The organism is Bartonella sp. AP21QHHD (assembly GCF_042196205.1).
Taxonomy (GTDB): Bacteria; Pseudomonadota; Alphaproteobacteria; order Rhizobiales; family Rhizobiaceae; genus Bartonella.
Window position 1 is genome coordinate 94,169 of sequence record NZ_JBHIPT010000107.1, and the last position, 22,370, is coordinate 116,538.

Here is a 22,370-nt window from a genome sequence, read left to right on the forward strand (position 1 = left end):
TAATCCAATATATTGATTTATAATAATCTATTTTTTACAAATTTGAATGGAAAACCCAAATATCATAAGATTTCCTCATTTTAAATCTTCTTAATTGAATCAATCAATACCACTCCCTACAGCCACAAGAGAATAGGTAGATAAAAACTCCTTATAAACTATTTCAAGTGCCAAAAGCTATCCCAACACTTTAAACAAACAAAAAAATGAAGACATCGCCCACCATTTTTATGAATGAATCTTACACCATTTTGTAAAAATTTTTACCTTACATCCTTAACAAACACCATCACGAAATGAACTCGAGTACATTAAGAAATGCCTCATTAAACCCAAACTCTTAACTCTCATCTCACCCACGCACGGCATTATCAATGCAACCTTTCAATTTTCAAGCCGTTATAGCAAAACCCCAAACACAATTCCAACTGTCACACAACAATTTAACACATGAAGGAGTCAATAAATGTGTCTATTTTCACCCCATAGAAAAAATGCTAAAATTAAAAAACGTATAGCACAATTAAAAAGAGAGCTGGTCCCCGTAAATCATTGGAGTTTTCAAAATGATAGCTTTGAAAACATTTCTGAGCTGTTTAATACATGGAAACAAAAAGGCCGTCACGCACTTTATCACCTCAACGAACATGCTACAGAATTAAAGAAAAAAGCGAAAGAAAATCCTAAAAAAACCCTCGCATTAGCAGCAGGAGCCGTTTTAGTAAGCTTCTTGCTGATCCGTAAAAATTAATAACACAACCAATAACCTTCCCTTTTAATGCCCGACTCAAAGCGGGCATTTTTTATGGTTTACAAAATATAAACTTTACATCTTCCTCCTAACTTTATGCCCTCTCCCAACAGGATAAGTTTCCCACCCATCCGAGCAGTCTATAATCCAGTTTTTTATCTGGCATCCCCCTACCCCCATCTTCCAAACATGCGATGATACCACACCTCAAAGGACAGTGTTGTGCAAAACCACAGGCAAAGCTTCCAATACTCCATCCCCCTACTGAGTTAGTTCAAAAGAAATGGAAGTGAGTAAAGATGCATGCGCTTTAATATTCTAAGGAACATTATTTTACATCATGACATAAAAGTATAAGAAGCCTAAGAGCTTTAAAACATGTAGTATAGCAAACCAAACGAAATCTTCCAACGTAAACAACCACTTGCTATAAGTAAATGACGCAAAAATTAAACTGAAAAAACCCAAAATTTCATCCTCCAGAATCGACTCGCTGCGAAGTATCTACATAGGTAACCACGGACATGCCAGGAATGAGTTTTTCAATCCCTTCCTGCCCAGGATCTAAAGCAATCCGTACTGAAATACGTTGCGCAATTTTGATAAAATTACCAATTGTCGTATCCGTTTTTAACAATGAAAATTCTGAGCCTGTAGCAGGTGCAAAACGAACCACACGCCCTGTTAACTTTTTGTTGTTCAATGCATCAACAGAAAAAACAACCGGTTGTCCCACACGCATCTGAGAAAGTTGCGTTTCCTTATAATTAGCAATAATCCAAATATCATCAGAAATAACAGAGACCAATTGTGTCCCCGGCATAACATATTGCCCTACCCTAGCGCCAACCAATCCAACATAGCCTGTTCTAGGAGATAAAATCTTTGTATGATCGAGATTAAGTTTTGCCAACTCAACACTCACCTTCGCTCCCGAAACTTCTGACTGTAAACTTTGCCGTTCAAGATTTAATTGTTTTTGCAATTGTCGTTTTGTTTCTAGGGCTGCCAAGAGTTGTGAAAGAGGGCGAGAAACAGAAACTGCCGCATCACCAAAGCCTAACTTTTTACTATCAGAAACAACATTAGAGAATGCTCGTGAACGCGCTAATTCCGCTTCTGCAGCATTAACTTCTCCCTGTAAAATCTGAGCTTGCAATTCAATACTTGCCAGTTTTGCATTTTTTGAATCGAGAACAGCCTGTGCCCGTGCAAACTGCTGACGAAAAAGAGAATCATCAAGCTCAAAGAGCAGCATTCCTTTTTCAACACGTTGATAATCTTGCACATAAATCCGTGCAATCACCCCAGAGATCTGTGAACTCACCAGAGTAACATTACCCTTAATGGAAGCATTATCCGTTATTTGAATGTTATTTACAAAAGGAGGAAGTCTCCAAGCCCACAAAATTAGCAAAACACCCGTAATGCCCGATAGGAATGCAACAATCGTAGCTTTTGACCGTAATGCTTTTATCATTTTTTGCACCCCTCTTCTATAACATCACTCTACTTTTCTAACGCACGCAAAGAGCATGACTTAACAACCATTGTAACAAGAAAAACAACGAATACAGCCATTGAAATATAAAAATAAAGCCGAAAAACGTCATCATAAGCAAAAATATTTGCTGTTAACTTAAATTTCTCTATCAACAGAGAAGTCGCCTGCTCACTTCCAAAGCCATGGGGAACAGAAGCACCATAAGAAGGCGAAAATAAAGTATTTATCTCACCAGAAATAAGCGGATCCGTCACAACAATATTTTGTGTTAAAGACTCAAAGTTCTTATGAGCAAAATAAAACTGTAGAGTGCCAAAAAAAGCCGATCCCATCAATCCCCCTGTCACTTGCGTTAGCAAAAAAACAGCAATAAAACTCAAAACATAACGCGGCCCTCGCTCACCAGCAATCACAAACCCTTTGAAAAGAGCAGGAGGCAAAAAAAGTGCATAACTAAAACTCACCAATCCTTGGCTCAACATCATATCTTGCGGACGCGTTAAATGATTGACACGACTATCTAAATAAGCGCCAAGTGCCAAACAACCCAAAGATAACAAATAAAAATAATCTTCACGCCCCGCCCGTAAAAAAAAGACACAAACAGCCCCCCCTAACAGAATCCCTAATGTCACCGCAAGATACATGGGCGCCATTTCACGATTGAGCAAACCAAAAAGATTAAAAAAACCGACGGGCAAATTGGATCGCTCCAACAAAAAAACATGAAAAATCAATAAAATAAAAACAGATTGTATCATTTCTTTACTGAAAATCCAACGGAGATCAATCAACGGTTTTTCTCTATTAAGCTCAATAATAATAGCAACAGCCAAAGAGAAAATAGCAAGTGCGAGCCCCCAACCAATCCATGGCGCTTCATACCACCAATACAATATACCAACAGACATGATCACAGCATTTAATCCAAGACCAAGAGCAATCAAACCATAGCTTATCCAATCTAATTTTTGAATAACCTTACTACGCACAACAGGAGTAAGAGGTAAAGTATAGATACAGACCAAGCTGATAAGAACCAACCCCATTTCCAGAGCGGAAAGGCTGGAAAAACCACCATTTTCCAGCAAATCAGGAGAAATCAAACGTGATAAAGGTGCTGCTAAAGCTGCATTCATATAATTCAAACTCAGAGCAACAGTAAACTTCTTTGCTGGAGCAAAAGCCTCCATCATATAAAGCAGCGCAAGCGAAGCCAAAGGCGCAGCAGCAATCCCAGCAAAAAAGCGAATAATTAGCGCAGAACGCAAATCCGTAACAAAGAGCTGCAACACACAAACCAAAACAAAGCCAAGGATTGACAGTTCAGCAAAAGCGCGCAGCCCAAATTGATAGCGGATTTTGATCAACATAATCGCTACACTCACATTTGGCGCCATATAAGCCGCTACCAGCCATGTCGTCTCGGCCAAAGTTGCATGAAAATCACCCGTAAGATGGACAATGTTAGACTGAACAATATTAGCCCCTAAACCATAAGCCCATTGCAAAATAAGAGAAGCAAAAATATAAACAAAGCACTTTGGCAAAGGTCCCGCAAAGACACGACCAGGATGAGGAAAAGGTTTTGCACTCCTTTTAGCAGACACAACCGTACTCTTTTTTCCGCTCATGTCATCTTTTCCTGTATACTCTGCTACGCTTCTATCAACACAACACCATCAGCTGACAACTGCTGAAAAAAAGCCTCTATTTTATGATTGTCCTCATCACTTGTCCCTCCTTCTAACGTCGCTTGAATCTGCAAAATCTGCTGTTCTAATACATCAAAAGAAAGATTCTCTACAGCCACAACGTGCTCTACCAATAAAGAGCAACCTGAAAAGGTAATATTTGCAACGCCCCCGCATACAACAAATAATTTTTCACCCAAAGAGGTGCGAACACGAACACTGCCCAACACAATACTTGCTAACAATGGCGCATGATGCGCCATAACTGTCAAATAACCTGAGGCTGAAGGAAGAACAACAGACACTACCTGCTCTGAAAACACAATTTTTTCAGGCGATACAAGCTCAAATAAAAAATGCTCTTCTCTATTGTTTTCCACAAAAGTCTCCACAATACCCGATATAAGGACTCTCCGTTTTCTCCAACGACTCGTCCTTTTTAACGAAAAATACCCATGACAGTTTTCTCTTGAATAAGAAGCTTCTTACTAAGAAGCCTCTGCCATGAGACGCTTTCCTTTTTCAAGTGCTTCATCAATCGAACCAACCATATAAAAAGCAGCTTCTGGCAAATCATCGTAATCGCCAGCACAAAGCCCCTTAAAGCCTTTGATTGTATCTTCCAAAGGAACGAGTTTCCCCGGCGAACCAGTAAAGGCTTCCGCAACATGGAAAGGTTGCGAAAGGAAACGTTCAATTTTACGCGCCCGCCCCACCAGCAATTTGTCATCTTCAGAAAGTTCATCCATTCCAAGAATAGCAATAATATCCTGAAGCGCTCTATAACGTTGTAAAATGGTTTGCACTTGACAAGCAACAGTGTAATGCTCTTCCCCCACAATCAATGGATCCAACATACGCGAGAAAGAGTCAAGCGGATCAACCGCTGGATAAATCCCCTTTTCCGCAATAGAGCGCGAAAGAACAGTTGTTGCATCCAAATGAGCAAAAGATGCTGCCGGCGCCGGATCCGTCAAGTCATCTGCCGGAACATAAATTGCCTGAACGGAAGTAATAGAGCCTGTTTTTGTACTGGTAATACGTTCTTGCAACGCCCCCATATCCGTTGCCAAGGTAGGCTGATACCCAACAGCAGAAGGAATACGCCCTAAAAGAGCAGATACCTCAGCTCCTGCTTGCGTGAAACGGAAAATATTATCCACAAAGAAGAGAACATCTTGTCCTTCATCACGGAAACTTTCCGCAATTGTCAATCCTGAAAGAGCCACACGCGCACGCGCTCCTGGTGGTTCATTCATTTGCCCGTAAACAAGGGCACACTTTGACCCTTCCGTTGAACCATTATTCTCTTTTGGATTCACATTCACGCGGCTTTCGATCATTTCATAATAAAGATCATTTCCTTCACGTGTACGTTCTCCCACACCAGCAAATACAGAATAGCCACCATGTGCCTTTGCAATATTGTTTATAAGCTCCATAATGAGAACGGTTTTTCCAACACCAGCACCACCAAACAAGCCAATTTTACCCCCTTTAGAATAAGGGGCTAACAAATCCACGACTTTAATACCGGTTACGAGAATTTCCGAAACAGTCGATTGCTCAACATATTCAGGTGCCTCTTGGTGAATAGAACGTGTTTTGGTTGAAGCGATTGGTCCCACATTATCCACCGGTTCCCCAATCACATTCATAATACGTCCCAACGTTGCTTCTCCTACAGGAACGCTAATTTGTGTGCCTGTATCCACAACCTTTTGGCCCCGCATCAAACCATCAGTCGTATCCATAGCAATCGTACGCACGGTATTTTCACCCAAATGCTGCGCAACTTCTAATACCAAGCGATTGCCTAAATTCTCTGTTTCCAAAGCGTTGAGAATATTTGGCAATTCACCTTCAAATTGCACATCAACGACAGCACCAATAATCTGCTTGATTTCACCAACAGCGCCTTTTGCATGCTCTTCTTTTTTTGCGGATGTATCTTTTTTTACAGGTGTATCTTTAGCTGCATCACGCGCAGGTACAGAGGAAGCCTTTACATCCACTTGAGATTTCGAAGCGGCTTTTTTCACGCCGGAACGAGCAGCTGGTTTCTTTTTTTCACCTTTTTCTGTTCCTTTGCTTGAGGTTACTGCTTTTACCATCAATCCTTACCTTCTCCATTTAAAGCGCTTCAGCGCCCGCAATAATTTCGATCAATTCTGTCGTAATCTGTGCTTGACGTTGACGATTATAAGCCACCGTCAATTTACTAATCATTTCACCCGCATTGCGCGATGCATTATCCATAGCTGTCATCTTGGCGCCCATTTCACCAGCAACATTTTCTAGCAAAGCCCGAAAGATTTGCACCGAAAGATTACGTGGTACAAGAGCCTCTAAAAGAGACGCAGCATCAGGTTCATATTCATAAACAATCGATTGTGAACCTTTGTTATGATCGGTTTGCTCCACAATATCTATTGCCCCAACAGCTGCTTTTGGAGCAACCATTGGAATCAAATCCAAAGCTGTTGGACGCTGATTAATTACGGAAACAAATTCAGAATAAAACAGCGTACAAACATCAAAAGCACCTTCATTGAATAAATCAACAATCCGTTGACTAATCATCACTGCCTCTGCAAAACCAATTCGCTTTACAGCATGCAAATCGATATGATCAATTATCAAGCCTTTGTAATCACGCGATAAAATATCCGCGCCTTTTTTACCCACAGTGATAATTTTTACTATTTTATCAGCCGCCAACAATGCCTTAATCTGTTCACGTGCACGACGAGCAATTTGCACGTTAAAAGCACCACACAAACCGCGCTCAGCAGTACACACCACCAAAAGATGTACATCATCGCGCCCCGTACCACGCATAAGAGTAGGCGCATCAACACCATCTACATCAGCAGCAACACTGGTCAAAATATCAGCCATTCTCTTCGCATAAGGACGTGCAGACTGCGCTGCCTCTTGAGCACGATGCAACCTTGCCGCTGCAACCATTTGCATAGCTTTGGTAATCTTTTGTGTTGCTTTAACCGAAGCGATACGGTCTCTAAGATCTTTTAGTGAAGCCATTCAAGCATTCCATCAATTCATCACGAGAAATTTTTCGCATAAGTATCAAGAACAGTTATCAACTTATCTTTCAGCTCATCTGTTATTTGCTTTTGCTCAGCAATTGCCTTTAAGAGATCTTGATAATCACTACGCAAAAGCACCAAAAGTCCCTGCTCAAACCGCGCAACATCAGAAACCGCCAAAGCATCAAGATAGCCATTCACACCCGCGAAAATAACCACCACCTGTTCTTCTGTTTTGAGTGGAGAAAATTGCGGCTGCTTCAACAGCTCTGTCAAGCGCGCACCCCGATTTAACAGACGCTGGGTTGACGCATCCAAATCAGAGCCAAACTGCGCAAAAGCTGCCATTTCACGATATTGCGCCAATTCACCTTTAATCGAGCCAGCAACTTGCTTCATTGCCTTAATTTGTGCAGCAGAACCAACACGCGATACAGAAAGACCAACATTTACAGCAGGACGAATTCCTTGATAAAACAAATTAGTCTCTAGAAAAATTTGCCCATCAGTAATCGAAATCACATTTGTAGGAATATAGGCAGAAACATCATTTGCTTGCGTTTCAATAACCGGCAAAGCTGTCAACGACCCAGATCCATTTTCCGCATTCAACTTCGCAGCCCGCTCTAAAAGACGCGAATGCAGATAGAAAACATCTCCCGGATAAGCTTCACGACCTGGAGGACGACGCAATAAAAGAGACATTTGACGATACGCCACCGCCTGTTTTGATAAGTCATCATAACCAATCAAAGCATGTTGCCCATTATCACGGAAATACTCACCCATAGCACACCCAGCAAGAGGTGCAATAAATTGCAGTGGTGCTGGATCAGAAGCAGTCGCTGCAACAATAATAGAATATTCCAGCGCTCCACGTTCTTCTAAAACTTTAACGAACTGTGCCACCGTCGAACGCTTTTGACCGATAGCCACATAAATACAATAAACTTTATCTTGCTCTCGTCCAGCCCCTTTTTCATGAAAAGGTTTTTGGTTTAAAAATGTATCGAGCAAAATTGCTGTTTTTCCTGTTTGGCGATCACCAATCACCAATTCACGCTGCCCCCGTCCAATAGGGATGAGTGCGTCAATCGCTTTCAATCCGGTCGACATCGGTTCATGGACAGACTGACGCGGAATAATTCCAGGAGCCTTAACATCGACACGACGACGCTCTGTTGCTTTAATGGGCCCCTTACCATCGATAGGGTTTCCCAACGCATCAACCACACGCCCAAGCAAAGCCGGCCCCACAGGAACATCGACGATAGCACCTAACCGCTTTACACAATCACCTTCACGAATATCACGATCTGAGCCAAAAATGACCACACCAACATTATCAACTTCCAAATTGAGTGCCATACCACGCACACCGTTTGGAAAGGCGACCATTTCCCCTGCTTGGACATTATCCAAACCATAAACGCGAGCAATACCATCCCCTACAGAGAGAACCCAACCAATTTCTGAAACCTCAGCCTTTTGGTCAAAGTTTTTGATTTGCTCTTTTAGAATTTTTGAAATTTCAGATGGTCTAATATCCATCAGCTGACCTCTTTTTTCAATGCAAGCTTAAGTGAAGACAATTTTGTGAGAAGAGACGTATCAATTTGAGACGATCCCACACGAACGATTAATCCACCAAGAATTGTTGGATCCACAATGATGTGCAGCAAGACTTTTCCTCCAACAACACCTTCCAAAGCCTCACACAACTCTTGTCTTTGTTGAGAACTTAAAGGGCACGCAGAAACAATTTGCGCAGTAACCTGCCTACGAGCGCGTGCAACACAATGCTGAAAAGCACGTAAAATACCAAATACGGCACTAAGCCTACGGTTTATTGCAATAACGCGTAAAAAATTACCAATGACCTGCCCTGCGTTTTTATCAGCAAATTTGATGTTTGCACAAACAGATTGCATCACCTTAATTTGCTCTTTAACTGAAAAGAATGGACTAAGCACAAAGCGTTTTAAATCCTTATGCTCCAAAACAAGCAAAAGATCCTCTACTGCCTTTTCAACCTTTTCAACGTTTCCGGCTTCTTGAACGCAATCAAAAAGCGCTTGCGCATAGCGTTGATCTACCAACGGCAGCGGTATGAGAGAAAATGAATCCGACACGAAATACCGCCTCTTTCCCTTGAGCGACTCTCTGATAGTTATCAGATGAAATGAAACAGACATTCTCAATCTTAAGAATCTTTTTCTTAAAACCTAGAACAAAAATCACTTGGTTTCTAGCATAGACATAGCCGACTCGCAACACCACAAATCGCTGCTTTTTAAAAATTTTAATAAAATATTCAAAATATTTTTGAAAAGCATTTTTTTAGATATACAGGATGGCATCACAGTTTTTTTATGCCTCTTTTTGACATTCTCTGAGCGATTTTTTCACTCTCTTTGATTTTTCTTCAAATGCCCTTGCCACCATAATAAAACACTTCTTCTCCAAAAAACACTCCCTTTATCACCACAAGACCTTTAATGAGATGCAGCTGCGATTGAAAAAGTCTATTATTTCAAACTGATAAGAAAGAAAAAACAATGAATATCCTCCTAAAAATTAAAGAAAACATTGATCTTTTTTCTTCAAATACCCACTCCTTTTAAAAAATTTCACCAAGTAATATTTTCTTGTAAGCACACTCTTTAAATATACAAAACATTGATTTATAATGACAATATATCATTTTTCATACCGGATAAGCTTCAAATATCGACAAATTCTCTCTTTTCAAATTTTTTTATCAAAAACATGACCTTCATTAAGCCCACATAGCTTCACTTTATATATCACTATATTGCACTGATTTTAAAAAAAGCATAGATCGCTATCAATTTGAACTCGAATAGAATTGGATACTTTTGGTGTACAGCTAAGCATTTTCAGCCCTTATAAAAAGAATCCGCCTATCAAAAGAATACTGTCCCTAACACAAAAAAGGAGTAAAAGCCGAAATGATAGCGCCCTCAAAGAAGAGAGGCGCTTCTGCTGGTTCTATCACAAAGATATTTTTTCCCGTGGCTCTACTTAATGCAATGTACATATATCATATTTTGCTGCCTGGATGCTTATTCTGAATAATACTAAGAGTTCAAGTAAAGCACCTTAAGCAAAGAGATCTTTACTTTATGCGATACTGGTTTTAGAAAAAACTTTGCGGATCAATATCAATTTGAACCCGAACGGAACTGGGCATTTTGGGTGTACCGCTAAGCATTGCATGTATAAACCCTTGTATATCAAAAGAACGCTGTCCCTGCAACAAAAGCCGAAAACGATAACGCCCCCGAACCAAAGCCAAAGGCGCTTCTGCTGGTCCCATAACCGAGATATTTTTTTCCCGTGGCGCTGCCTGACGCAATGCGCGCGCATAATGTTCTGCTGCTTGGCGCTGTTGTGCAGAAACAATCAAAGAGGCAAGCCGCCCATAGGGGGGCAAATGATAATGCTGACGTGCTGCAATCTCACGTGTGTAAAAATCTTCTGGCTGGCATGCAAGTAAGGCTTTGATGACCGGATGATCTGGTTGATAAGTTTGCAATAATCCTAAACTTTTCAATCCCACACGCCCTGCTCTTCCGGTAACTTGAGAAAGCAGCTGATAGGTACGTTCACTTGCGCGTAAATCGCCATTGGCAAGACCAAGATCAGCATCAATAACACCAACCAGAGAGAGCTTGGGAAAATGATGTCCTTTAGCGACCAACTGTGTTCCAATAATAATGTCCACATCGCCATTTGCAATGGCTTGTAATTCGCTTCGCAACTTCCCAATCCCTCCTTTGAGATCTGTTGAAAGGATCAATGATCGCGCTTGAGGAAAAAGCATTTGTGTTTCTTCGGCAATTCTTTCCACACCCGGTCCACAAGCCACGAGATGATCTAATGTCCCGCATTCAGGACAGGCTTGAGGAAGTGGTTCATGATATCCACAATGATGACATTTCAGTTGCCCTTGCGCACGATGTTCGACCAACCAACTTGAACAATCGGTACAATGAAAACGATGTCCGCAAATTCGGCATAAAGTTAAAGGTGCATAACCACGACGATTAAGAAAAAGAAGAGCTTGTTCGCCCTTATCAAGCGTTTGTTTTAAAGCCCTTTCAAGAGCAAAGGAAATAAAGCGCCCCTTTTGCACTCCTCCTTGGCGCATATCAATCACCCGCAACTGTGGAAGTGCAACTTCTTTAAAACGGGAAGGTAAATGCACCTTTTGATAACGCCCTTTTAAAACATTGGCTTGGCTTTCAATCGACGGTGTTGCTGAAGATAAAATAACAGGAAAATGCTCAAAAGAGCCCCGTGCAACAGCCATATCACGCGCATGATAAAAAATGCGCTCTTCTTGTTTATAAGCGCTATCATGCTCTTCATCGACAACAATCAAGCCAAGCTCATGAAAGGGAAGAAAAAGTGCCGAACGAGCCCCCGCAACGACACGCACCCGCCCTTCTGCAACTTGCCGCCAGACGCGTTCTCTACGACGTGGCGTCAGATCAGAATGCCATTCTGCTGCCGCAGCGCCAAAACGTGCATAAAAACGATCTAAAAACTGCTGCGTTAAAGCAATTTCCGGCAATAAAATTAAAACCTGCTTACCCCCTTTGAAGGCTTGAGCAACCGCTTCAAAATAAACCTCTGTCTTTCCTGATCCGGTAACACCATCAAGCAAAAAAACTTGAAACTGAGAAGATAAAACACCTTCTCGCAACATTGTTGCTGCTTCATTTTGTGCTCCCTGCAACTGAGGGGGACAAAAATCAGGATCAGGCATTGCCACAAGATCAGGAGCAGGAACCTTAACATCTTCAAAAATTCCTAGCGCTTTTAAACCTTCAACAACAGAAACCGAAGTTCCAGCCGCATGTGCCAGACCAGAACGTGTCCATATCTTCTCATTACGCACCAATTCCAAAATCCGTGATCGCGCTGGTGTGAGACGTTCTACATTTCCACCACAATATCGCAAACCCAGCATCTGCGCTTCCGGCTCTAAAGCAGCCGGTACCGACAAAACCAATCGTGCTACAAGACCAAAAGGCGCCATTGTATAGCGACTAACAAAACGCAAAAATGTGATCATTTCTGCTTTTAATGGGGGACAATCAAAAACATGAAGAAGAAAGCGTAATTTTTCACGCGCCACCGAAGCAGACTTTTGCCCATCGGCTATCTTCTCTCCAACATCTACAACAAAACCGCAAAGCTCACGCCCCATCAACGGAACCCGAACAAAGGAACCAACGTTCACCTCCATAGAAGATGGAACTTTATAACTATAAGCGTGAGCAACAGGAAGAGGAACCAATACGGATACAATCTTTTCCTCTATCATGTTTGAATTCATCTTTTAAACCAATCTACGACCTATTGAGCACCAACAGGCCTAAACCTTAATCTTTAAACACTCTTATAAAATTCATTGCAGGATTCAATCCCCCCGATTACAACACTTTTCTAACAAAAATTCTTTTTAATACTCATTTCATCACCAAAGTGCCAGTAAAAGAACCAATCTCATCGTCTATAACAAAAAACTCTATAGCAAAAAAACCAGCGCCATTCTTCTGTGTAAATAAAGCGCATCACTATTAAGCATTCAACATGCTATCGGTTAAGTGCATCCTTCAACAAAGCGATCCCATAGTGTGACCTCTTCCCAACACACACGTTTATTTTTTTACCGCCTCATATCTCAATTTATCTTCAACAAACTGATTTATAAAGATATAATCATCATTTCACCTATTGTAATAAAACCCTCAATACGATGAATTTTTCTCATTTCAACCCCATCGAGGAACATTTGTAAATCCTTATTGATGAAAGAGTATCCCATGATTTTAATTATAGGGAGAATAATATTGCAAATGGAGCCGTTACAATATTCACCTTGGCTTTGTGCCAAAACGTGAAAACACGTGTATACATCTTTCAGCTTGATTGAGAATCAAGCAACAATACAAGCAGCACAAAAGCGTATTGTTGAAGAATGGAGAACACAGAATAAATCAATGTAATTGACCATAAAAAAACCCTTCATGCGTAAAATTTTACAAGCGTTCTTCAACAGTGTTTTACGACAAAATAAATCCATCCGCTTTCATCAAAAACAAAGTTAAACATACCCCCTAAAAAAGGAAGGTATCTTATGATGCACTCTCAAATATCAAGAGCAATCGCAAATAGGAAATGAGCAAAGTGTTTGATAATGCTAGCTTATTTCCATAAATATAAAAACACCGCTACGCAAAGATGCCAATACGCAAAAATGTTGGTACGCAATGAATTCTATACCTTATCACGAGTAACACTATGAAATGGGTGTGGAAACGATAAATCATATTTCTTTACCGAAAACGGGTACATGATTAACACCATAGCATTCTTGTTCTTTACACAGATATTAATTCTTTCTCTTGCTTTTGCAGTCAACAATAGCGCATAACAAAAAATAGGATAAAGCTAAAAAGAAGAGGTTAGAGATGAAATTTTTTGTGGATAGCGCCAATATTGAAGAAATTCAAGAGTTACAGAATTTAAGCCTTGTTGATGGTGTTACCACCAATCCCTCTCTTATCCTAAAATCAGGACGCAATATTCTTGATGTTACAAAAGAAATTTGTGCTCTCGTTAGCGGACCTGTTTCTGCTGAAGTTGCAGCAACGGAATTTGAAAGCATCATGAAAGAAGCAGCTGTTTTAGCAAAGATTGCCGACAATATTTGTATCAAGCTTCCTTTAACACTCGATGGATTAAAAGCCTGTAAAGCCCTCACAGCAGCAGGACTAAAAACAAATCTCACACTTTGTTTTTCTGCCAATCAAGCCTTATTAGCCGCCAAAGCAGGTGCAACATTCGTTTCACCTTTTATTGGTAGACTTGATGATTGTGGAAATGATGGAAGTGAACTGCTTCATGAAATTCGCACAATTTATGATAACTATAACTTTGAAACACAAATCCTAGCCGCTTCAATCCGCACCGTTAATCATGTCAAAGAAGCAGCACTAAGCGGTGCTGACATTGCAACAGTTCCACCAGCAATCTTAAAAGCACTGGTCAAACACCCTCTCACCGACAAAGGGTTGCAAATATTCCTCGACGACTGGAAAAAAACAGGACAAAATATTGCTTAATATCTAGAATTTTTATTGGAAAGATCTTTTGAAAGTAACAAAAAGATCTGTTCAGCCAACTCTTCCGCAACACGTTTTTTTGCATCTTCTTCTGCTTGCAGCGTTGCATATTCTTGACGAAGTCGCTCAAAAGATGCATTCATCATTGCTGTTCCTTTTGCAACAAGAGTATTTTTCATATCCTGCAAAGTGTAAGAAGCTCTGCTCATAACAGTTCCAACAGAAGGTCGTCCCTTTCTCTTTTTCTCGAAATCAACCTCTATCTGCATAGATTCTCTTGTAAAGACGGATATCTGTAATGCCAATTGATAAGCAGGTAGAGAAGGTTTAGCACCATTTCCATACAAAAGAAAAAGCAGATGGTTGCGCACCATTTGTCCAAAACGATCCGAAGGTTCTTCCACAACAATAGAAGCAAGCTTTTGCGCTAATCCCAAAGAAGCTTGTCCAGAAGGGTATCCAGAAGCAGAATTCCCATAAGAAGCAGAATCCATTGTCATTGCACTCTGCAACTCTTGACGGTAAAGCGGTTTAACTTTGCATCCACACAACAGTGTGAATACACCAGCTAAAATGACAAGAATAGAACTTCTAAAAAACGACATTCACAATCCTTTTTGGAACAACAATGATTTTTTTCACAGGCTTTTCAACCAGCTGCGCCTTTACAAAATCTAACGCCAAAACCGCTTCTTTAATCATCACCTCATCAGCAGTTGCTGCAACGCTCACCTCACCGCGTTTTTTACCATTAATTTGTACTGGCAAAGTATAGCATTCCGCAACGGTTAACGTAGGATCATAAATAGGCCAAGCAAGCGCAGATATTAAATTTTTTCCCCCTAAAGCAGCATGACATTCTTCTGCTAAATGGGGCATCATGGGTGCAATCATAGCAAGAAAAAAATCCATGGCTTGACGTAAAGAAGCTTTCATTTCATCGTCAACACTTTCTATCCTATTTAACAACGGTGCCATAATATTCAAGAATTCATAAAGGCGTGCAATAGCCCGATTAAAAGCGAATTTTTCCAAATCATCTTCTACAGCGCAAAGCGTGCGATGTGCGACCTTTGAGAGTTCCAAAGCCGCTCCCTGATGCCCTGCACAAGGCGCCACATCCTTTAAAATAGAAGCACTCACAGCCACATGGCGCCAAACACGCTGTACAAAGCGATGTGCACCTTCAACACCAGATTCTGTCCAAATGACATCCCGCTCGGGAGGAGAATCTGACAACACAAACCAACGCACAGTATCAGCGCCATAAGATGCAATAATATCATCAGGATCAACGACATTCTTTTTTGATTTTGACATTTTCTCAATCAAACCAATCGTCACTTCACTTTGATCGGTTAATTTATAAGCACACCGCTTTCCATCTTTTTCAACAATCGAAATTTCTGCTGGAGAAACCCACCCTTGATCATCTCGATAGGTTTCATGCACCACCATCCCTTGGGTAAAAAGCCCCTTAAAAGGCTCATCTACCGTCACATGACCGACCAATTTCATAGCACGCATAAAAAAGCGCGCATAAAGAAGATGCAAAATGGCATGCTCAATTCCACCAATATATTGTTGCACAGGCAACCATTCAGCTGTTGCTTGTTTGTCAACAGGTTCCTGCGCAAAAGGAGCCGTAAAGCGTGCATAATACCAAGAAGAGTCAACAAATGTGTCCATAGTATCGGTTTCGCGTTTGGCAGGTTGACCACAGGAAGGACAAGTAACATTCTGCCACCTTTCATGTCGTGCAAGAGGATTTCCTGGTTGATCAAAAGTAACATCATCAGGCAACACAACCGGTAAATTGGCACGTGGAACAGGAACAACCCCACAAGTTGTACAATGGATCATCGGAATGGGACACCCCCAATAACGTTGACGTGAAATCCCCCAATCACGCAAACGAAATTGCACTGTTTTTTTTCCTTGCGGTTGCCCATTGAGCATTTGTTTTTCAAGCTTTTTAGCAGCTTCTTCAAAAGCTTGTTGGGGTGTCAAACCATCCAAAAAACTGGAATTGATCATCACCCCATCACCCGTATAAGGTGTTTCAGGTGTGACAAAATCTTCTGCTTGCTCTCCTTTTGGTAAAACCACCGGTTTTATTGGAAGATCATATTTACGCGCAAAATCGAAATCTCTCTGATCATGAGCTGGACAACCAAAAACAACCCCTGTTCCATAGTCCATAAGCACAAAATTCGCGATATAAACGGGAATATGTACTGTTGAATCGAAAGGATGAACAGCCAAAAGGGGCGTGAGAAACCCTTGTTTTTCAGCTGTTTCAAGTGCTGCCGTTGTCGTTCCACCACACCGACAATTTTCAATAAAAGCACTCAACGCTTTGTCTTTTTTTACCAAAGCTTGTGCAATAGGATGATCAACAGACAGAGCCAAAAAGGAGGCACCAAACAGTGTATCAGGACGCGTTGAATAACAAACAACCTCATCAAATTTCTCACAAACATCACCAGCATCACCCGCCGACTTTAAAGCCCAACGAATCAGCAAACCTTGTGATTTTCCAATCCAGTTTTTTTGCATGGTGCGAACTTTTTCCGGCCATTGGTTCAGCTCTTCAAGCCCTGCCAAGAGATCTTCACTAAAGTCGCTAATTTTGAAAAACCACTGCGTCAACTCACGTTGTTCAACCAACGCACCAGAACGCCATCCCCGCCCATCAACAACCTGTTCATTGGCCAAAACAGTATGATCAACAGGATCCCAATTCACCTTAGCCACTTTACGTGCTACCAACCCCTTTTGATAGAAATCAAGGAACAACATTTGTTGTCGGTGGTAATATTCCTCATCACAAGTCGCAAATTCCCGAGTCCAATCTATCGAGAGCCCTAATTGTTTTAATTGCCCACGCATCACCGCAATATTTTGATAGGTCCAAGTTTTAGGGTGCACTTTATTTTGCATAGCGGCATTTTCAGCCGGCATCCCAAAAGCATCCCACCCCATGGGATGAAGCACATTAAACCCCTTGGCGCGTTTATAGCGTGCAACCACATCCCCCATGGCATAATTGCGCACATGCCCCATGTGAATACGGCCAGAAGGATAAGGAAACATTTCTAAAACATAATATTTTTCACGAGCATCTTCTTGAAGAGTCTGAAAAATTTTCTTTTCATCCCAAATTTCTTGCCATTTTTTTTCTCTCGCACGTGGATTATAGCGTTCGCCTATATTATAATGTCCAATTGTCATTCCCATTATACTCTTTTAATAAAACAGAACCAAAAACTTGTTTTATTATGCTTGACCATGGATTAACCTCATCGTCAACATTTTCGTGAAATATTTCCCTAAGTATTTTATAAAACTTTAAAAAAAAACGACCAACTCTTGAACAAAAAAGGTAAAGCACAAAAACATGAATACACAAACGCCCCTCAATGCCCCTTCCGTTGAAGCATGGCAAAACCTTCAACAAGACATTGCTGAAACATGTCAAGAGCTACAACGCCCTATAGAAGAAATTGAACTTATCGCTGTTTCAAAAACTGTTTCTGCTGTTGATATACGCCCCATTTTACAAGCAGGACAACGTCTTTTTGCAGAAAACCGCGTACAAGAAGCGGCACAAAAATGGCTCGGGTTACGTCAACAATTTGAAAATATTAAACTCCATCTCATCGGTCCCCTACAATCAAATAAAGCCGCTGAAGCTGTAAAGATTTTTGATGTCATCCAAACGGTTGACCGTGAAAAAATAGCCAAAAGCTTAGCTGAAGAAATGGAAAAACAAAAAAGGCATCTTCCTTGCTATGTTCAGGTTAACATTGGCTTAGAACCGCAAAAAAGTGGTATCGCACCACAAGAAGCTACATCTTTTGTTTCTCAATGCAAAAACAACTATGGACTTGATATCATCGGTCTTATGGGCATCCCTCCTGTCGACGAAAACCCCGGACCCTATTTCGCGCTCTTAGCAAAATTAGCAAAACAAGCAGGTCTTCCAAAGCTTTCCATGGGTATGTCCAGTGACTTCAAAACCGCTCTACAGTTTGGCTCTAACGTCCTTCGCATTGGCTCCGCTTTATTTGGAAAACGCCCTGTGTAAAGCAATTTCCTCTCATATAAATTCATTCCCCCCTTCATATAAATTCCCATTGAAAATTCTACGAACAAACCAAAAACAAAAGAAATGAGAAAAAATACTTCCTTCAATATCAATAAAAGAGCAATTCTAGCAAAAAAGATTCCAGTCCCTCTTTCATCCTGTTAGCAAAATTAGCAAAAAAGCTGGTTTCTCAAATTTCTCACCGGCACATCCACAACACGTACAATAGCTTCAAAATAGCATTGCAATTTGGCTCTCATATTCTCGCACATTGGCTTTACTTTACCCCCCCTCTGACCGCCTCTCCAGCAAAAGCAACATAAAAAATAAATCCTTATATAAAGGCAAAATGATAAGAGGAGCGTTGCACATAAATGAAAAAACTGTCGCGAAATAAATAATTGCAAAAGAATATTTAATACGATTATCACAATGATTTCCATTAAAAACCACGAATTCTCTTAACTTCCCCAACAGGCGTAAACGATTTTCCCACATGCCAATGGCGTAAAGCAGGCAAAAAGAGGCTTATGGCTGCATAATACAGTAACAAAACTCTTTCATGTAAGTCACTTGAGCAAAATAAACATCTCAAATGCCCAATAGAGTACCAAGAGCCGCGCTAAACAACATGAATAGCAATCTATAAGGTCCAACAATAGCATAAAGACTTTCTATGCTCTACAAAGCGTAAAATACGGTCAATATTCGCCTGAAAAATAAAAGAACGAATCCCGTTCATATGCACATAATACATGCAGGCAAAACAATGGCAATGAGATCGATCCCAATAACGATATTCCTCTATCATTATTCCTTTATCATTCTCATAAACAAAGAGAAAAACTTCAACTTTTCATATGCGCAATTTTTCTAAACTTAAACTTCAATTAAGAAAAAATATGGTGTCATTTCTTATATCTTAAAAAATCATAAGTAATATTATTATCTTTTTAAGCATAAAAATTTCATATATACATAATTTATATATTATTTATACAGTATTTTTATTGCTATTTTTAAAGTTTATCTTTGACATTTATCTAAAAATACGCGATAGGCATTTGAAATGTATCATTATGATACTACTTTTGATGTAGATAATTAAGGAGAATTAATATGTTTGGTTCATTCAACACATTCGGTCATATGGTGACAAAGCCTTCTTTTGGTCATTCGCACAATTCAAGACCTACTCATGGAAATGCATGCAGTCCTAATGCTTTTCTTTCTCACATGAATGCACAAGGTTTTGACTATGCAGTTGCAGGAGGGATAACCGGAGCAGCATTGGGAGCTGCAACTGGTCCAGGTGCACTTATGGGTGGACTTACTGGTGCCACGACTGGTTTCTTCGGAGGTTTTGGTTTAGGGTTCGTACAGAAAGTTCATGAGTGTTGGTTCTAATTTTTAGAGAGCAACTATAAAGATATCTCTGAAGTTAATAATTTGTAATTTTTTTCGAAAAATATCTAAATTATATTATCTACAATTATTATTGAGACGGACTTCAGAGATATTTATAATTTGTAATTATATTATAATTTGGATTGCGTGATGACAGATCTTATCTCTAAAATTATTGAAACGCTTATAGCAACATTTTTTTTTGGTTTAATATATCTTTTTTATTATAATTTTATTTCTTATAGTTGGAAAGATTCTCTAAAAAAATCATTATTAATAAGCTCAATATTCTTTCTTGTTAGTCTTTTATTTAACTATATTGGTTTATATCAAATTCTGAGAAATATTTTATAATAGACATTTTTAAAATGTCTTAGTGTGTTTATAAAAAGCTCTATACCGCAATAGGTTTTGCTATATTTGAGTATCCTAAAAACATAGAATACCTTCTTTAATATCATCACATCAGATTTAAAAATTGACTATTCTAATCTTTGTCATTTAGTCTAACCTCATAATGAAAAGCTTTTGGGAAAACTCTGCCACAAATATAACCATACAAAAATACAGAGGCAGATTTTTCCAAACAATAAAAAGAGGGAAACATGACTGAAAAAATCTATCCAGTATCAGAAGAGATCAAAAAAAATACTTTACTCGATGAGGAAACTTATCAACAGTGGTATCGAGAAAGCATCGATGATCCAGAAAGCTTCTGGGCAAAACATGGTCAACGCATTGAATGGTTTAAACCTTTTACAAAAGTAAAAAACACTTCTTTTAACGGAGATGTCTCCATTCAATGGTACGAAGATGGGATAACAAATGTTACCTATAATTGCATTGATCGCCACCTGAAAACCCATGGAGACAAAATCGCGCTCATTTGGGAAGGAGATAATCCTTATCATGATAAAAAAATAACCTATAACGAGCTTTATGAACATGTTTGTCGTTTTGCTAATCTTTTGAAAAGTCGTGGCATTAAGAAAGGCGATAAAGTAACCATTTATCTTCCTATGATTCCCGAAGCAGCCTATGCCATGCTTGCTTGTGCTCGCATTGGTGCTATTCATTCGGTTATTTTTGCTGGCTTTTCTGCTGAAGCAATAGCAGGACGCCTTGTCGATTGTGAATCAACCTTTATGATTACCGCTGATCACGGCTTGCGTGGCGGCAAACGGATCAACTTAAAAGACAACGTTGACCATGCCATTGAGATAGCCGCGCGCCAAAACGTGCAGGTGGACCAAGTCATGGTTATACGGCGGACTTGTGGACCCATTCAATGGATAGAGGGACGTGATTTTTGGTACCACGAAGAGATAGCTCATGCCAAAACAGCTTGTCCACCAGAACCAATGAACGCTGAAGATCCACTTTTTATTCTTTATACTTCAGGCTCCACCGGCAAACCCAAAGGTGTTTTGCATACCACAGCAGGCTATCTTGTTTTCGCCTCGATGACTCACCAATATGTTTTTGATTACCACCCCAATGAAGTTTACTGGTGTACGGCTGATATTGGTTGGATAACCGGCCATTCTTACTTGGTTTATGGACCTTTATGTAATGGTGCGACCACTTTAATGTTTGAAGGCACACCAACCTTTCCTGACAAAGGCAGATTCTGGGAAATTGTCGACAAGCATCAAGTCAATACACTCTATACAGCACCAACAGCTATCCGCGCCTTAATGGGAGCAGGAAATTCGTTTGTTGAACACTCAGACAGAACATCGTTGCGTCTTTTAGGCACAGTAGGAGAACCTATTAACCCAGAAGCATGGGAATGGTTTTATCATATAATTGGAAATGACCGTTGTCCGATTCTCGATACATGGTGGCAAACGGAAACAGGAGGGCATATGATCACACCCTTGCCTGGTGCAACCCCCCTCAAAGCAGGATCGGCCACACGTCCTTTCTTTGGTGTTCAACCCCAAATTGTTGATGCCCAAGGCAATGTTTTAGAAGGTGAAGCAGAAGGCACTCTTTGTATCAGTGATTCATGGCCAGGACAAATGCGCACACTTTATAAGGATCATGAACGCTTTATTCAAACTTATTTTTCCTCCTATAAAGGAAAATATTTTTCAGGCGATAGCTGTAGGCGCGATAGCGACGGTTATTATTGGATCACAGGACGAGTTGATGACATTCTCAATGTCTCGGGGCACAGATTAGGAACTGCTGAAATTGAATCAGCCCTTGTTTCTCATCCCTCTGTATCAGAAGCAGCTATTGTGGGTTACCCGCATCCCATTAAAGGACAAGGAATTTATAGTTTTGTGACCCTCATGGAAGGAACAGCGCCAAGTGAAGAATTGCAAAAAGACCTTATCAAGCATGTGAGACAAGAAATAGGCTCTATTGCCATATTGGATAAAATTCAGTTTGCTCCGCAGCTTCCCAAAACGCGATCAGGGAAAATTATGAGACGTATTTTACGAAAAATCGCTGAAAACGATTTTGATACTCTCGGAGATATTTCAACTCTTGCCGAACCACAAGTTGTTGAAGATCTGATTGCCAACCGACAAAACTAAAAAACACGACGAAATACAACATACGGTGGTTTTTGTTTTTTGCTAAAATTATCTCAGCATTATTACGAAAACCACCGAGGATAATAAAAAACAAAACAATTCATGAAAAGCTCAATCATTCTAACAACAAACGCTTTTCTTCATGAGAGGTAAGAAATAATTTAA

The 22,370-nt window shown here is 40.2% G+C and carries 15 protein-coding genes; 5 read left to right on the forward strand and 10 right to left on the reverse strand.

Annotated elements, in window-relative coordinates; all coding sequences use genetic code 11:
- Nucleotides 1–466: 466 nt before the first annotated feature.
- Entirely contained in the window at nt 467–751 is a 285-nt protein-coding gene (locus ACFIMC_RS07035) for a hypothetical protein (protein WP_375636504.1), read from the forward strand.
- A 472-nt stretch (nt 752–1,223) separates the two neighbouring features.
- Here ACFIMC_RS07035 and ACFIMC_RS07040 read toward each other — a convergent pair whose 3' ends face one another.
- The 8 genes from ACFIMC_RS07040 to ACFIMC_RS07075 all read right to left on the reverse strand — a co-directional run bounded on the left by ACFIMC_RS07040 (nt 1,224) and on the right by ACFIMC_RS07075 (nt 12,355).
- Nucleotides 1,224–2,231, reverse strand: a complete 1,008-nt coding sequence (locus ACFIMC_RS07040; RefSeq protein WP_375636506.1) for an HlyD family secretion protein — start codon at nt 2,229–2,231, stop codon at nt 1,224–1,226.
- A 29-nt stretch (nt 2,232–2,260) separates the two neighbouring features.
- A complete protein-coding gene (locus ACFIMC_RS07045; RefSeq protein ID WP_375636507.1) occupies nt 2,261–3,889 on the reverse strand; it encodes an MFS transporter in 1,629 nt (542 codons plus the stop codon).
- Nucleotides 3,890–3,912: 23 nt separating this feature from the next.
- Nucleotides 3,913–4,329, reverse strand: coding sequence for an ATP synthase F1 subunit epsilon (gene atpC, locus ACFIMC_RS07050; protein WP_375634404.1), 417 nt, complete (start codon nt 4,327–4,329; stop codon nt 3,913–3,915).
- A gap of 108 nt (nt 4,330–4,437) precedes the next feature.
- Nucleotides 4,438–6,063 (reverse strand): F0F1 ATP synthase subunit beta, encoded by a 1,626-nt coding sequence (gene atpD / locus ACFIMC_RS07055; protein ID WP_375633457.1) that lies wholly within the window; start codon nt 6,061–6,063, stop codon nt 4,438–4,440.
- Nucleotides 6,064–6,082: 19 nt separating this feature from the next.
- Nucleotides 6,083–6,994 (reverse strand): F0F1 ATP synthase subunit gamma, encoded by a 912-nt coding sequence (locus ACFIMC_RS07060; RefSeq protein ID WP_375628700.1) that lies wholly within the window; start codon nt 6,992–6,994, stop codon nt 6,083–6,085.
- Nucleotides 6,995–7,014: 20 nt separating this feature from the next.
- Nucleotides 7,015–8,550, reverse strand: coding sequence for a F0F1 ATP synthase subunit alpha (gene atpA, locus ACFIMC_RS07065; RefSeq protein WP_273790513.1), 1,536 nt, complete (start codon nt 8,548–8,550; stop codon nt 7,015–7,017).
- The gene (gene atpH / locus ACFIMC_RS07070) at nt 8,550–9,131 is read right to left on the reverse strand and encodes an ATP synthase F1 subunit delta (protein WP_375671756.1); all 582 of its coding nucleotides are present in this window, start codon (nt 9,129–9,131) and stop codon (nt 8,550–8,552) included. Before atpH ends, atpA begins: the two co-directional genes overlap by 1 nt.
- A gap of 1,028 nt (nt 9,132–10,159) precedes the next feature.
- Complete coding sequence (locus tag ACFIMC_RS07075) at nt 10,160–12,355, reverse strand: primosomal protein N' (RefSeq protein WP_375680760.1); 2,196 nt, start codon at nt 12,353–12,355, stop codon at nt 10,160–10,162.
- Nucleotides 12,356–13,505: 1,150 nt separating this feature from the next.
- Between ACFIMC_RS07075 and fsa the strand changes: the two genes are divergently transcribed.
- Nucleotides 13,506–14,159 (forward strand): fructose-6-phosphate aldolase, encoded by a 654-nt coding sequence (gene fsa, locus ACFIMC_RS07080; RefSeq protein ID WP_375613172.1) that lies wholly within the window; start codon nt 13,506–13,508, stop codon nt 14,157–14,159.
- On the opposite strand, the gene lptE is transcribed toward fsa, so the two are convergent.
- Nucleotides 14,156–14,764, reverse strand: coding sequence for an LPS assembly lipoprotein LptE (gene lptE / locus ACFIMC_RS07085; RefSeq protein ID WP_375671754.1), 609 nt, complete (start codon nt 14,762–14,764; stop codon nt 14,156–14,158). The two genes, fsa and lptE, sit on opposite strands and share 4 nt — an antisense overlap.
- Complete coding sequence (leuS, locus tag ACFIMC_RS07090; RefSeq protein WP_375680761.1) at nt 14,751–17,393, reverse strand: leucine--tRNA ligase; 2,643 nt, start codon at nt 17,391–17,393, stop codon at nt 14,751–14,753. Before leuS ends, lptE begins: the two co-directional genes overlap by 14 nt.
- A gap of 166 nt (nt 17,394–17,559) precedes the next feature.
- On the opposite strand from leuS, the gene ACFIMC_RS07095 reads away from it, so the two are divergent.
- From ACFIMC_RS07095 to acs, 3 genes are all read left to right on the forward strand, one after another.
- Nucleotides 17,560–18,249: a YggS family pyridoxal phosphate-dependent enzyme gene (locus ACFIMC_RS07095; protein WP_375680762.1), complete on the forward strand. Its 690-nt coding sequence runs from the start codon at nt 17,560–17,562 to the stop codon at nt 18,247–18,249.
- 1,119 nt (nt 18,250–19,368) lie between these two features.
- Complete coding sequence (locus tag ACFIMC_RS07100; protein ID WP_375671751.1) at nt 19,369–19,656, forward strand: hypothetical protein; 288 nt, start codon at nt 19,369–19,371, stop codon at nt 19,654–19,656.
- A 605-nt stretch (nt 19,657–20,261) separates the two neighbouring features.
- Nucleotides 20,262–22,205, forward strand: a complete 1,944-nt coding sequence (acs, locus tag ACFIMC_RS07105) for an acetate--CoA ligase (RefSeq protein ID WP_375680763.1) — start codon at nt 20,262–20,264, stop codon at nt 22,203–22,205.
- The last annotated feature ends 165 nt before the right edge of the window (nt 22,206–22,370 follow it).